This window comes from Bradyrhizobium sp. (assembly GCF_004799405.1).
Classification (GTDB): Bacteria; Pseudomonadota; Alphaproteobacteria; order Rhizobiales; family Xanthobacteraceae; genus Bradyrhizobium.
On the sequence record NZ_SSMW01000150.1, the window covers coordinates 1 to 12,515 of the forward strand.

Annotated in this window: 10 protein-coding genes, 1 tRNA gene and 1 pseudogene; 7 read left to right on the forward strand and 5 right to left on the reverse strand. The window is 62.2% G+C overall.

Annotated elements, in window-relative coordinates; genetic code table 11:
• The 5 genes and pseudogenes from E7813_RS23635 to E7813_RS23655 all read left to right on the forward strand — a co-directional run.
• Window positions 1-191, forward strand: a pseudogene (locus E7813_RS23635) (amino acid ABC transporter permease); the annotation flags it as partial.
• Window positions 188-1,717, forward strand: coding sequence for an amino acid ABC transporter permease (locus tag E7813_RS23640; RefSeq protein WP_291577699.1), 1,530 nt, complete (start codon window positions 188-190; stop codon window positions 1,715-1,717). The pseudogene E7813_RS23635 and the gene E7813_RS23640, both read left to right, overlap by 4 nt.
• A 10-nt stretch (window positions 1,718-1,727) precedes the next feature.
• The gene (locus E7813_RS23645; protein WP_291577700.1) at window positions 1,728-2,468 is read left to right on the forward strand and encodes an amino acid ABC transporter ATP-binding protein; all 741 of its coding nucleotides are present in this window, start codon (window positions 1,728-1,730) and stop codon (window positions 2,466-2,468) included.
• Window positions 2,469-2,537: 69 nt separating this feature from the next.
• Window positions 2,538-4,403 (forward strand): serine hydrolase domain-containing protein, encoded by a 1,866-nt coding sequence (locus E7813_RS23650; protein ID WP_291577701.1) that lies wholly within the window; start codon window positions 2,538-2,540, stop codon window positions 4,401-4,403.
• A gap of 124 nt (window positions 4,404-4,527) precedes the next feature.
• A complete protein-coding gene (locus tag E7813_RS23655; RefSeq protein WP_291577702.1) occupies window positions 4,528-5,073 on the forward strand; it encodes a DUF805 domain-containing protein in 546 nt (181 codons plus the stop codon).
• Window positions 5,074-5,104: 31 nt separating this feature from the next.
• Here the strand turns inward: E7813_RS23655 and E7813_RS23660 are convergent, their stop codons facing one another.
• The 4 genes from E7813_RS23660 to E7813_RS23675 all read right to left on the reverse strand — a co-directional run bounded on the left by E7813_RS23660 (window position 5,105) and on the right by E7813_RS23675 (window position 9,771).
• A complete protein-coding gene (locus E7813_RS23660; RefSeq protein WP_291577703.1) occupies window positions 5,105-6,145 on the reverse strand; it encodes a cysteine synthase A in 1,041 nt (346 codons plus the stop codon).
• A gap of 93 nt (window positions 6,146-6,238) precedes the next feature.
• Window positions 6,239-7,468, reverse strand: a complete 1,230-nt coding sequence (locus tag E7813_RS23665; protein WP_291577704.1) for a cyclopropane-fatty-acyl-phospholipid synthase family protein — start codon at window positions 7,466-7,468, stop codon at window positions 6,239-6,241.
• A gap of 68 nt (window positions 7,469-7,536) precedes the next feature.
• Window positions 7,537-8,457, reverse strand: coding sequence for a DUF1365 domain-containing protein (locus tag E7813_RS23670; RefSeq protein WP_291577705.1), 921 nt, complete (start codon window positions 8,455-8,457; stop codon window positions 7,537-7,539).
• Window positions 8,458-8,460: 3 nt separating this feature from the next.
• Entirely contained in the window at window positions 8,461-9,771 is a 1,311-nt protein-coding gene (locus E7813_RS23675; protein ID WP_291577706.1) for an FAD-dependent oxidoreductase, read from the reverse strand.
• A gap of 164 nt (window positions 9,772-9,935) precedes the next feature.
• Between E7813_RS23675 and E7813_RS23680 the strand changes: the two genes are divergently transcribed.
• A complete protein-coding gene (locus E7813_RS23680) occupies window positions 9,936-10,667 on the forward strand; it encodes a tRNA-uridine aminocarboxypropyltransferase (protein WP_291577707.1) in 732 nt (243 codons plus the stop codon).
• Window positions 10,668-10,695: 28 nt separating this feature from the next.
• Here E7813_RS23680 and E7813_RS23685 read toward each other — a convergent pair whose 3' ends face one another.
• Window positions 10,696-11,856 carry a hypothetical protein gene (locus E7813_RS23685; RefSeq protein ID WP_291577708.1) on the reverse strand — a complete coding sequence of 387 codons (1,161 nt, stop codon included), beginning with the start codon at window positions 11,854-11,856 and terminating at the stop codon, window positions 10,696-10,698.
• Between the two features lie 203 nt (window positions 11,857-12,059).
• Between E7813_RS23685 and E7813_RS23690 the strand changes: the two genes are divergently transcribed.
• Window positions 12,060-12,133: transfer RNA gene (locus E7813_RS23690), tRNA-Cys, on the forward strand.
• The last annotated feature ends 382 nt before the right edge of the window (window positions 12,134-12,515 follow it).

The following is a 12,515-nucleotide window of genomic DNA, read 5'->3' on the forward strand; positions in this document are numbered from 1 at the left end:
ACTCGTCGCTGGCGGTGGCGATCGGATATCCCGACCTGGTTTCGGTTTTCATGGGCACGGCGCTCGGCCAGACCGGACAGGCGATTGAAATCATCGCGATCACGATGGCCGTCTATCTGGTGATTTCGCTGACCACCAGCGCGATTATGAATTTTTACGGATGGCGGCTCAGCCGGAGCCTCGGCGCATGAGCGATATCGCCGCGTCATCGTCGTCATTCGTCCGGCGGGAACTCGTCCCCGAGCGCCCCGCGCCGGTCAAGACGACAGGCATTCTCGGTTTTCTCCGCACCCGCCTGTTCAATTCGCCGACCAACATCCTGCTCACCATTTTGAGCGTGCTGCTGCTCTGGTTCACCGTCATTCCGTCGCTCAAATTCCTGCTGGTCGACGCGGTGTGGACCGGCGCCGACCGCAACGCGTGTCTGGCCGAGAATGCCGGGCATCCGGTCGGCGCGTGCTGGCCGTTCGTCGAGGCGAAATTCAGCCAGTTCATGTACGGATTTTATCCGGAGCTCGAGCGCTGGCGGGTCAATCTAACCTACGTCCTGGCCGCATTGTTGCTGTTGCCGCTGCTGATTCCGCGGGCGCCGGCCAAAGGCCTGAATGCGGGACTGTTCTTCATCGTCTTTCCGGTCGTTGCATTCTTCCTGCTGCATGGCGGCGGCCTGGCCGGTTTCGGCGTTAGCTGGACGGCCGGCTTTCTGTCGGGATTTATCGACAGCATCAGCGGTGGCGGCCGCAAACTGATCAGCGTCGGCGAAACAACTGCGGTCGTTGGGGTCCTGCTGGGTCTGCTCGGCAGGCTTGTCGTTTTGCTCGGCTCTGCGCTTTCTCTTCTTGTCTGGCCGCTGGTTTGGCTGCGCGACCAAATTCAGGCATCGAGCCGTCCGCTATGGACCGACTTTGCGGCCACCGCCGCCATCGTTTCGGTGCTGCTTTTGCTGTTGAATGGCGGCATCCGCACCGGATGGCGTGCGCTGACCGCCGGCCTGTCGATCTTCGCCGGCATCGGCATCGTGATAGCGGTCATGGGCCTCGACCGCGGCGGATTTCCGATCGTCGACACCCGGCTGTGGGGCGGACTGTTGGTGACGCTGGTGGTGTCGGTCACCGGGATTGTCACCTCGATGCCGGTCGGCATCGCGCTAGCACTGGGTCGGCGCTCGACCATTCCGCTGATCCGGATCTTCTCGATCATGTTCATCGAACTCTGGCGCGGCGTGCCCCTGATCACCGTGCTGTTCTTCGCGACGTATCTGCTGCCGTTGTTCCTGCCCGGCAATTTTTCGGTCGACGGCCTGGTTCGCGCCCTTGTCGGTATCGCGCTGTTCGCCGGCGCCTATATGGCCGAGATAATCCGGGGCGGCTTGCAGGCGATCCCGCGCGGACAAAGCGAGGCGGCAAGCGCGCTAGGTCTTTCCTGGGGGAAGACCACTGGATTGATCGTGATGCCGCAGGCGCTGCGCCACGTCATTCCGAGCCTCGTCAACAGCTTCATCTCGCTGTTCAAGGATACGTCCCTGGTGTCGATCGTGGCGTTGTTCGATTTGTTGGGGTCGTTGCATGCGTCGTTCGCCGATCCGGTCTGGGCGACACCGACGACGCTGTTTACGGGTTTCGCTTTCGCCGGAATGATCTACTTCACTTTCTGTTTTGGGATGTCGCGCTACTCACTGTTCGTCGAACGCCGTTTGAACGCCCGCCAGCGCAATTGAGCAAATGACCATGACCGAAAAATCGATTGTTAGCATTATCGGCCTCAACAAGTGGTACGGCGATTTTCACGTGCTGCGCGACATCAATCTCGAAGTCGCCAAGGGCGAGCGCATCGTGATATGCGGCCCGTCCGGTTCGGGCAAATCGACCTTGATCCGCTGTATCAATGCCCTGGAGGAATTCCAGGAGGGCGAGATCGTGGTCGATGGCATCGAGCTCGGCCCCAATCTGCGGCGCGTCGACGACGTCCGGCGCGAAGTCGGCATGGTGTTCCAGAGCTTCAACCTGTTTCCGCATCTGACCGTGCTGGAAAACTGCACGCTGGCGCCGATCTGGGTGCGCAATATTCCGAAAAAGGATGCCGAAGCCGCCGCCATGAAATATCTGGAGCGGGTGAAGATTCCGCAACAGGCCAACAAATATCCGGGGCAGATGTCCGGCGGCCAGCAACAGCGCGTCGCAATCGCCCGCGCTCTGACCATGAACCCGAAGGTGATGCTGTTCGACGAGCCGACCTCGGCGCTCGACCCCGAAATGGTCAAGGAAGTGCTCGACACCATGGTCGACCTTGCCAATGAAGGCATGACCATGCTGGTCGTGACCCACGAAATGGGATTTGCCCGCGAAGTCGCCAATCGCGTCGTGTTCATGGACGCCGGCCAGATCATCGAGGCCAACACGCCGGCAAATTTCTTTGCCAATCCGCAGCACGCACGGAGCAAGCTGTTCCTCAGCCAGATCCTGCGGTGAGGATTTTCCGTGAATTGCTGTCATGCCGCCGGTTTCTTGCGACTGGCTTTCCCGGTCGCTTTCGCCTTGGTGGCATCCGCTGCAGGTGCCGACGCAGCGGCGCCGCAGGCCCCGCTTGAGCTGACGGCCGACAATCTCGCCGGCGTGGTCGATCCGCTGATGGATGAGTGGGTCGGCAAGCACAAAGGTCCGGGTGCGGTGGTCGTGGTGGTGACGCGCGATGGTCCGCTATTCGCCAAGGGTTATGGCTTTTCGGACATCGAGGCCAAAAAACCGTTCACCGCCGATGCGACGCTGGTGCGGCCGGGATCGATCTCGAAGCTTTTCACCGGCATTGCGGTGATGCAGCTCGTTGACAAAGGCCGGCTCGATCTCGATCGCGACGTCAACGATTATGTCGACTTCGCGATTCCCGTGCCGCAAGGCGGCGTTCCCGTCACGCTGCGCCGGCTGTTGACGCATCGCGCCGGTTTCGAGGAACATGCAAAAGACTTGTTCTCGAGGGATCGCGAGCCTCAACCGCTCGGGCCCTGGCTTGCTAGAAGCCTGCCGCAACGTCTGTTTCCCAACGGCGATGTCGAAGCCTATTCCAATTGCGGCCTGGCGCTCGCCGGCTACATCGTCGAACGCGTTTCGGGCGAACCCTACGCCTCCTATATTCAGCGGCACATTCTGGATCCCCTCGGCATGAGCCACTCGACATTCCGGCAGCCGTTGCCCGACGATCTCAAGCCGCTGATGGCGAAAGGTTACCGCAGATCGGACCAGCCGCCGCTGCCGTTTTTCGAAACCATCACTCCGGCACCAGCCGGTGCTCTTTCGGCGACGGGCGAGGACATGGGCCGCTTCGTCCGCGCGCTGCTGAACGGCGGCGAGCTCGATGGCGTTCGCATCCTGCCCAAGGCGCGGTTGGATGACATGATGGCGCCCGCCAACGCAACACCGGCCGGATACCTCGGTCTCGTGTTCTTCGGAACCAAGGTCGCAGGTCACGACACGATCGGGCACGAGGGCATCACGATGACCTTTTTCAGCGATCTCAGGATTTTCCCCGAGCAGGGAATTGGCGTTTTCGTGTCGCGCGACGGAATCGGCGAAATCAAGAACGTGACAGAGCTACCTCATCCCGCGACGGCCATCGCCCGGAGTTTTCTGCCCAAGGCGACCGACGGAGAAGATCCCGGCGTCGCTAGCTTTCCAAGCGAAGCGAAAGTGGCCGGCATCTACCAGTCGAGCAGGCGCAACGAGTCGTCGTTTGTGAGATTATCGGCGCTGCTGGCGCAGATTGTCGTCAAGGTCGACGGCGAGGGGCATGTGCGAGGGTTCTCCGCGATCTGGCCGTTCGGTGATGGGACGCGATGGAGACGCGTTGAACGCGATCTCTACCAGGGATCCAGCGGGCGTCTCGCCTTTGTCGATGACGGCAACTCCGGCTCTTACCTCGCCACGCCGGCTCTGCGTCTGCAGCGCGTGCCCAGGTCGCTCGACGCGCGGTGGATCGCGCCGGCGTTTGTCGCGAGCACCGTGACGGTCTTCCTGTCGCTGCTGGCCTGGCCGCTCGCCGCGCTATGGCGTTACCTGCGCAAGAAGCGGTGGAGCGAAGACAGCGGCGAGCGGCGCAACTTTCTCGCTGTCAGGCTGGTCACGCTGGTCGACGCCGCCGTCATCGGCGGTGTCGCGGTGCTTTTTGCGAAGAGTTCAGACTACACCATTTTCAATGGCGCTCTCGATCCCTGGCTGCTGGCGCTCTATGCCTTCGCATGGCTCGGCGTTTTCGGAGCGGTGTTGACGCTATGGGCCGTCGCCGGATTCTGGCGCCACGGGACCGGCGGCCGATGGTCGCGGGTCCATCACACGCTGATTGCAGCAAGCAGCGTGATGATCGCGTGGTTTTTCCTGACCTTCCATCTCGCCGGGACGACGCTGAATTATTAGCGCGCCTTCGTGCAATATTTAGCGATCTGCGAAAGCAATTGGAAACCACAAGGCTTCGCCGACCGCGCACCATTCACCCCTCGGAAAGCAATTTGTGGCCAGTTGGCGCGAAAAGGGTGCGTCAATGCTCGGCTTCCTGTTCGGTTTCAATGCGCGTCTCGGCCGGCTGCAATATTTCTTCGCCACCATCGGCCTTGCCGTGCTGATGACGGCGATCTGTTTCGCCATTGCGATCTATGTTTTTGGAACCACCCCACGAGCCATGCTTTCGCCCGCGTCCTTGATGAATGCGTGGCCGGTGATCGCGGCCATGGTGTTTTTTGGCTGGGCAACCTTCACGCTGCAGTCGATGCGGATCCGCGACATCGGATGGGATCCCGTCTGCGTGATTCCGGCCTGGATCGCCATCCTCATCGTCGACAAGATCATCGCGGGCAAGATCCCGGCATGGTCGCTGGACCATGACCGCAACGGAACGGTTGTGGGCGCGCTGACCAATCTCGTGCTTGTTCTGGCGCTGATGTTCTGGCCGAGCGGCGACTACCAGGAGCCCTTCAACGACGCCTACAGGATACCGGTCAGGCCCGCGCCGAGGACCGCCACACCGTCAGCGGCGGCCGAACGCATCGCACGGGCATCGGGCGGGGGTTTCGGTCGGCGCGGTTTTTGAAGGACCGGCGCGTGGCCGGGGCGACGCGCGATCATATCTTCTCGAACGGCAGGTCGATCTTGCTGCGCTTCTCCAGCCATTCCGGCACCGGCAGGTTCTTGGCGCGCATAAAATCAGGATTGAACAGTTTGGACTGATAGCGATTGCCGGAGTCGCAGAGCACGGTGACGATGGTCTTGCCGGGCCCAAGCTGTTTGGCAAGGCGAATGGCTCCGGCGACGTTGATTCCGGTCGAACCGCCGAGGCAGAGCCCCTCGTGTTCGAGCAGCTCGTAGATCACGGTCACGGCTTCCTCATCCGAAATCAGAAAGGCATCGTCGACCTTTGCGGTCCGGATCACGGGCGTGACGCGGCCCAGTCCGATGCCTTCGGTGATCGAATCGCCCGGCGTCGACTTGGCCTCGCCGTGCTTGAACAACTCATACATCGCAAAGCCATGCGGATCGGCGCAGGCGGTCACGACGTCCTTGCTCTTTTCCTTAAGGAAGGCACTGACCCCCGCCAGCGTTCCGCCGGTACCGACCGAGCAGATGAACCCGTCGATCTTGCCGCCGGTCTGCTGCCAGATTTCCGGGCCGGTCGAATCGTAATGCGCCTTCGGGTTATCCAGGTTGTTCCATTGGTCGGCGAACAACACGCCGTTGGGTTCGCTTTTGCGCAGCTGGGCGGCCAGCCTTTTTCCGACGTGCTGATAATTGTTCGGATTGGAGTAGGGCACCGCCGGTACTTCGATCAATTCGGCGCCGCAGAGCCGCAGCATGTCCTTCTTTTCCTGGCTCTGGGTTTTCGGAATCAGGATCAGGGTCCGGTAGCCGCGCGCGCTCGCCACCACCGCAAGACCAATTCCGGTATTGCCCGCGGTTGACTCGACCACGAGGCCGCCGGGTTTCAACTCACCGCGCTTCTCGGCTTCGAGGATCATCCATTTGCCGGCGCGATCCTTGACCGATTGGCCCGGATTCATGAACTCGGCCTTGCCGAGAATGGTGCAGCCGGTCAGTTCGGAAGCCCGCTTCAGTTTGATAAGCGGCGTATTGCCGATCGCTTCGACGACGTCTTTGTTGAATATCATGTGCCTGGTGGCCGGTTGTTTAATCGCCACGCGACCCTAATGGACCGCCGCTGGCGGCACAAGGTAACCGGGTGCACTGCGGATTATCGTCCGTTACTTCGGTTTGGCGAACACCACCTGGCGAACGTCGATATTCCCCGACAGGAATCCGGCCTCGCAATAAGCGAGGTAATATTCCCACAGCCGACGGAACCGGTCGTCGAATCCCGATGGCATCAGGTTCGGCCAGGCCGTGCGAAAATTGCTTCGCCATATCGCGAGCGTCTTGGCGTAATCTTGCCCGAAAATGCGCTCGCGGATAACAGGGACGCCGAAGCGCTCGCCCAGCGATTTCAGCACTTGCGGCGAGGGCAGCATGCCGCCGGGAAAAACATAGCGCTGGATGAAGTCGACTTCGCGGCGATAGGTCTGGAACAGGCTGTCCTGGATGGTGATAGCCTGGATGCCGGCGAGCCCGCCGGGCAAAAGCCGGTCGCGCAACTGGGAAAAATATTTCGGCCAGAACTGCTCGCCGACCGCCTCGATCATCTCGATCGACGCGATCCGGTCATACTGCTCGCGCTCGTCGCGGTAGTCCTGCAGCCGGATCTCGACCTTGTCGGCAAGGCCGGCATTGCGAATCCGCGCTTGCGCAAAATCGCGCTGCTCCTTGCTGATGGTGAGCCCGACCACCCTGGCGCCAAAGGTCTTGGCGGCATATTCCGCAAAGCCGCCCCAGCCGCAGCCGATCTCCAGCAGTTTCTGGCCGGGCTGCAGGTCGATCGCCTCGGCAAGCCTTCGATACTTGTTGTTTTGTGCCGCCGTCAGATCCGCCGTGTCGTCCTCGAACAACGCCGAGGAATAGGTCATGCTCGGATCGAGCCAGGCCGAATAGAACGCGTTGCCGATGTCGTAATGCGCATAGATGTTGCGGCGCGCCTGCCGCCTGGTGTTGCGGTTGAACCAGTGCCTGACGATCTGGACGAAACGCATCAGCGGCTTGTTGCCGAGCATCGCCTGGATCAGGTCGTGGTTGACGCAGAAGAGATAGAGGAACTGGGTGAGGTCGGGCGTGTCCCATTCGCCGTGCAGGTAGGCTTCGGCTATTCCGATGTCGCCGCCGTTCAATAACCGCGAGGCAAAGCCGTAATTGTAAAGCTTCATGGCCGCCGAAGGACCGGGCTCCAGGCCGCCTAACCTCACCGTGCGGCCATCGGGCAGCGTGACGTCGAGCGTGCCTCGCCGCAGCCTGGAGCCGAAGCCAAGCGCCAGCCGGACCAGACGGGGCAGGTCTGAAAGTACCTGGTCCACGTTGTCGGGCGTTACCGAGATCAAGTCGGTCATGGGCAGGTCCACCACGTGATGCGGCCCTGTGTCCAGGCTCAGCCGAGCGATCGACCCGGTTTCGCCTTTCACTGAACCAGCGCGCTTTCCCGTGGATCTGTCATTCTCGCGGCCGCCGCGGGCAAAGCGACTCCAGTATAGTCGTGACGTTCGCTGCTCGCCAAGCCGGTATTGCGGGCGCTCGCGGGTGCAGCACACGGGCGTGGCACGAGCTGCGCTCCCTTGAGCCAGAGCCGCAACGCTTCCCAATGGATCGCCGCGACGATTTTGAAGGTCACGAGCGGCAGCGAAAGGAACGACCGCAGCAGCGCCGCGGTAGTCAGCGGGCGGCGGCGGCCGTTGAAGGTCGCGGCGAGCAGGGGGCCTTCGCGGTCGGTCGCCAGGATGCGCAATTTGACGGTTCCGGCCGGCGGAGAAATCCGGAAATGGTAGCGCATCGCCATCCCGATGAAGGGCGAGACGTAGAACAGCTTGTCCTGCTGCTGCCGGATTCCGGCAGCGCTGGTCTCGCCTGGTTTCACCGGAAGCACGTAGGCGTGGATATCGCCGAAAGTGTTGCGGACTTCGTAGATGACAACGGCGAGCTGTCCGTCGGCGCGACAGCAGAAATAGACCGACAGCGGATTGAAGGTGTAGCCAAGCAGCCGGGGATAGCACAGCAGCGATACGCGCCCGCCTGTCAGGTCGATGCCGTGCGCGGCAGCGCAGCGTCGTGCGTAGGCGCGGAGGGATGACCCGTCGCGTTCGCCGTGATCGACCTCGTTGAAGCTGTAGAGCGCCGCCCGGTTGACCCCGAACAACCGCGACTGCCGGTCGGCCTCGTCGAGCCGGTCGAGATCGATCAGCAGGCTCATCACGCGGTAGCTGAAGCGGTGGCCCATCGGCTTCAGCCGCGCATGCATGACATCGCCGAAATAAAGCGCCGCGGCGTCAGCGATCTCGCCATGCGGTCCAGCCTTGTCAGGTTCCTTGGCAGGTTCGTCAGGCATCGGCTACTCCGCGGCTTGCACCAGCTCCGGCGGTGCGCGCCACGGCACCGACGCGCCGAGCGATTCGGCGACCGACAGCCCCGAGCGTATGCCGTCCTCGTGGAAGCCATATCCGGTCCACGCGCCGCAGAACCAGGTGCGGCGCCGGCCCTGAATTTCGCCCAACCGCTGCTGGGCGGCAAAGGCCGCGATGTTATATTGCGGATGCTCGCACATATATTTGCCGAATGTCAGCGCCGGATCCGGCTCGAACGGCGGGTTGAGGCTGACGAACAGCGGCCTGCGGTCATCGATTCCCTGCAGCCGGTTCATCCAGTAGGTCACGGCGACGTCGTTTTCGGCCTCGCCCTCGCGCTGCCAGCGCAGGAAATTCCACGACGCCCAGGCCCGCTTGCGCTTCGGCATCAGCCTGGTGTCGCGATGCAGGTACACCGTGTTGGGTGAATAGCCGATGGCGCCGAGAATGCCGCGCTCGCGGCCATCGGCGTCGGACAGCATCGCCAGCGCCTGATCGCTGTGCGTCGCGATCACGACATGGTCGTAGGCGTCGCTTCTGCCGTGGCTGTCATGGACGACGACGCCGTGCGATGTCCGTTCGATCGACGTCACCGCGCAGCCGAGCCGCAGCCGATCGCGGAACGCCGACGTCAGTTTTTCCACATAGCGCCGGCTGCCGCCTTTGACGGTGCGCCAGACCGGGCGGTCGTATTGCAGCAGGCGGTGGTTGCTGAAAAAGGCGACGAAATTCTCGGCCGGGAAGTCCAGCATCTTTTTGGCCGGCGCGGACCAGATCGCGGCCCCCATCGGCGCGAGGTAATCGGTCAGCAGTCGCGGCGCGAATTTGCGATCGTTGAAATATTCGCCGAGGCTATATCCGGCCAGCCGGCCGGCGGCGTAGTCCTCGATGCTTTGGCTGTTGAAGGTCAGGATGTCGCGGAGCATTCGCAAGTATGACGGGGACAACAGGTTGCGGGGCTGCGCGAACAACCCCCGCGCGGTTTCACGCCAGGTGGCGCCGCCGCCTTTCCACTCGAAGCGTCCGGCGTCCGCCGTGACCGCAAAGCTCATGCAGCTTTCCACGGTTTCGATGCCGAGATGGGCGAACAGCGCGGTCAGGTCAGGATAGTTCAGTTCATTGTAGACGATAAAGCCGATATCGACCGCAAGCGCGGCCCCGTCATAGTCGATGGTGACGGTGTGGCTGTGGCCGCCGGGCCTGATGTCGCGATCGTAGACCGTGACCTGATAACGCTTCGACAGGGCCCAGGCTGCGGCGTTGCCGGCAATTCCCGTTCCGATCACCGCGACGCGCATTCCGGCCCCCGTTTGCTCATGAGCCAGATACGGTGCGCTGCTCCCCGGGTTTCAGCCGGGCCGGTCGGCGTTTTCCGTCGGCGGCCGGCACCCACGTCGGCGGAACAGCACTGGGCCGGCTTTACCTTGTTGAAGCCCGCCGCCGCGGAGCGTATAGCGGGCGCATGTCGAAACAGACCGAAGCTGACACCGGCACCGCCGAGGCGATACCGGACTGTCCGCGCTGCCTCAAACCGTTGCCGCTGTGCATTTGCGACAGCATCACGCCGATCGAAAGCCGGGTTTCGCTGTTGATCCTGCAGCATCCGCAGGAGCAGGACAGGGCGCTCGGCACGGCAAGGCTGACCGCCCTGCATTTTGCGAACGCGGTGCTGAAGATCGGGCTGTCGTGGCCGAGCCTTTCCAAAGCGCTGGGGCGGCCGGTCCACGATCCCTCGCGCTGGGCGGTGCTCTATCTCGGCTCGGCGAAAGTAGCCGACCTCGGCACCGACCGGGATATCGTCGCCATCAACCGCAAGGGCGAGATCGAGGACAACCAGCGCGCCATCCTCAAGGACATCGAGGGCATCGTGCTGCTCGACGGTACCTGGAGCCAGGCCAAGGCGCTGTGGTGGCGCAACGCGTGGATGCTGAAATGCCAGCGCGTCATCCTCGGTCCGCCGCGCCCCTCACGCTATGGCCAGTTGCGCCGCGAGCCGCGTCGCGACGGCCTGTCCACCATCGAGGCCGCGGCGATGCTGCTGGCCGGTCTGGAAAAGCGGCCCGATATCGAAGCGACGCTGAACGGCAGTTTCGAGCGGATGCTGGCGCAGTACCGCAAGGCGCAAAGCACGATGCCGCAGCTGGCGCCAAAACCGAAACCGAAGCGGGATTACCGCCGCCGCAAGCGGGCGTGATCGGAACCTGATCGCGCGAGCGCCAAGGTCAGACCAGCACCGACTTGAAGAACGCGACGCCCACCTCAAAATACAGGAATGCAAAAGTGGCGATCACCACACTCTGGGCCGCCCGCGGCAGCAGTGCGAGCAAAATGACGAGGGGTAACAGGTTTGCCTCGGCGCGGGTCAAGGAAACAGCATTGCCCATCATGAGGGGAAACAGCCAGAACAACGCCACGTGGACCGCCGCGATCTGTTCGATCCGGGTGATCTGCCGGAAACGCACAAGGATGTAAGCGAGCGTACTCCCCACGACGGCGCAGACTATCAGCGATTGTGCAGGCCCGATAAATTTCTCCGGATTGTTGCGCTGGTCCACTGCGGTTTGCCAGACGTGCCCGATGGTGGCGAGCGGGTCGTGAACGGCATGGCCGTATTTTGCCTGGACGAGGAAGAAAGCATTCCAGTGGTCAAGGATGATCGCATGCATGATCATCACGGCACAAAGCCCGGCAAAGCCAATTGCGCCGTACAGGGCCGCTTCGCACAGCCGCTTCGGCCACGGGCTGTCTCGCGCGACCAGAACGGCTGCGGCCACGACGCCGCTGAGCAGAAACCCGGTCGCATACGTGAACGCGCCGCCAGCCGCCGCAAGCGATGCCAATAGAAAACGCTCCCGAACCGCAAGCAGCATCGCCAGCAGCGCGAGGAACATCACCAGCGAGATCGGAAATACGCCGAAGTAATAGATCCCGCCCGGAAAGGCCGACGCCGCCAGAAAGCATGGGAAATTGTCGCGGCCGGGGGCAGCATCCTCGATGAGCAGCCTCAGCAGGATCAGGCTACCGAAATAAAATCCGCAGGAGCAGAGCAGTCCGGCTGCCTGGCGGTCCATCTGTAGCGCGATGAGCAGCTTCAATATCAAGGGATAGCCCGGCATCCAGCCGCCGTTTCCGCACCACTGGGCGGGGTCGTATCCCTGAAGCCGTTCACAGGAGAAAAACTCGTAGCCGGATTGGGCGATCCTGAGATAATGGCCGCTATCGGAATGCACGTAGGACGAGGCCGTGAACGGGTCGACGCCTGCGGCATATGCTGAAATTGCGGCCAGACATGCCGAGAAGACCCATGCGAGAGCGGTCTCAGCGCACAGTCGCTGCTTTGACAAGCCTCGAATCCCCGGTCCCGCCCCAATTCGGTCAGCCAATGTAGCTCCGGGGATGATCTTGCCTAGGAGTTTTTCCGGGGATGCTTGAGGGAAAGACCTGGCGGCAAGGTTCGCCGCGTGCCGCCGGCGGGCCGGCAAATGCGATTGGAGGCATCTGACGGCAGCGCTCGCGTGCGGACCACAGGGGCGGCCAGGATGGGTTGCCTAAGTGCTTGATGCCCTATAATGATCCGCGCCAATGGGGCCACGTGGCGGAGTGGTTACGCAACGGTCTGCAAAACCGTGTACACCAGTTCAATTCTGGTCGTGGCCTCCACCTCATCCCATTGATTTCAAAACATTATTTGATTCTGGATTTGTTCCGTCAAACCAGTTTGCTACCGGATTTGCTACCATTGCTTTTCCTGCCGCTTCTGGATGGCCGATTTTAGCGCGATATCCACCATCGCGGCGGCATCCTCCTGCATTCTGGGAATGAGTGGCTGTAGAGATCCAAGGTAATTCCCACCTTGCTATGCCCCAAGCGTTCGCTGGCGACTTTCGGATGGACCCGTTGGCAAAGTGGGTTGTTCGTCTCATAGTGGCCGCGGGAAATAGCCGCGCGACTGCGCCGCTCATTCCAACCATGGTCAATCGCCCAATCCGACCCCCGGCACCCCCCGCCTATTAGGCCGGATCGAAAATCAACCGAGGGCCAC

Bases quoted from the DNA above. Each gene is read 5' to 3' on its own strand.
- E7813_RS23670 (WP_291577705.1), bottom strand. From the start codon at position 8,457: ATGCCTGACGAACCTGCCAAGGAACCTGACAAGGCTGGACCGCATGGC.
- E7813_RS23645 (WP_291577700.1), top strand. From the start codon at position 1,728: ATGACCGAAAAATCGATTGTTAGCATTATCGGCCTCAACAAGTGGTAC.
- E7813_RS23680 (WP_291577707.1), top strand. From the start codon at position 9,936: ATGTCGAAACAGACCGAAGCTGACACCGGCACCGCCGAGGCGATACCG.
- E7813_RS23675 (WP_291577706.1), bottom strand. From the start codon at position 9,771: ATGCGCGTCGCGGTGATCGGAACGGGAATTGCCGGCAACGCCGCAGCC.
- E7813_RS23660 (WP_291577703.1), bottom strand. From the start codon at position 6,145: ATGATATTCAACAAAGACGTCGTCGAAGCGATCGGCAATACGCCGCTT.
- E7813_RS23655 (WP_291577702.1), top strand. From the start codon at position 4,528: ATGCTCGGCTTCCTGTTCGGTTTCAATGCGCGTCTCGGCCGGCTGCAA.
- E7813_RS23665 (WP_291577704.1), bottom strand. From the start codon at position 7,468: ATGACCGACTTGATCTCGGTAACGCCCGACAACGTGGACCAGGTACTT.
- E7813_RS23640 (WP_291577699.1), top strand. From the start codon at position 188: ATGAGCGATATCGCCGCGTCATCGTCGTCATTCGTCCGGCGGGAACTC.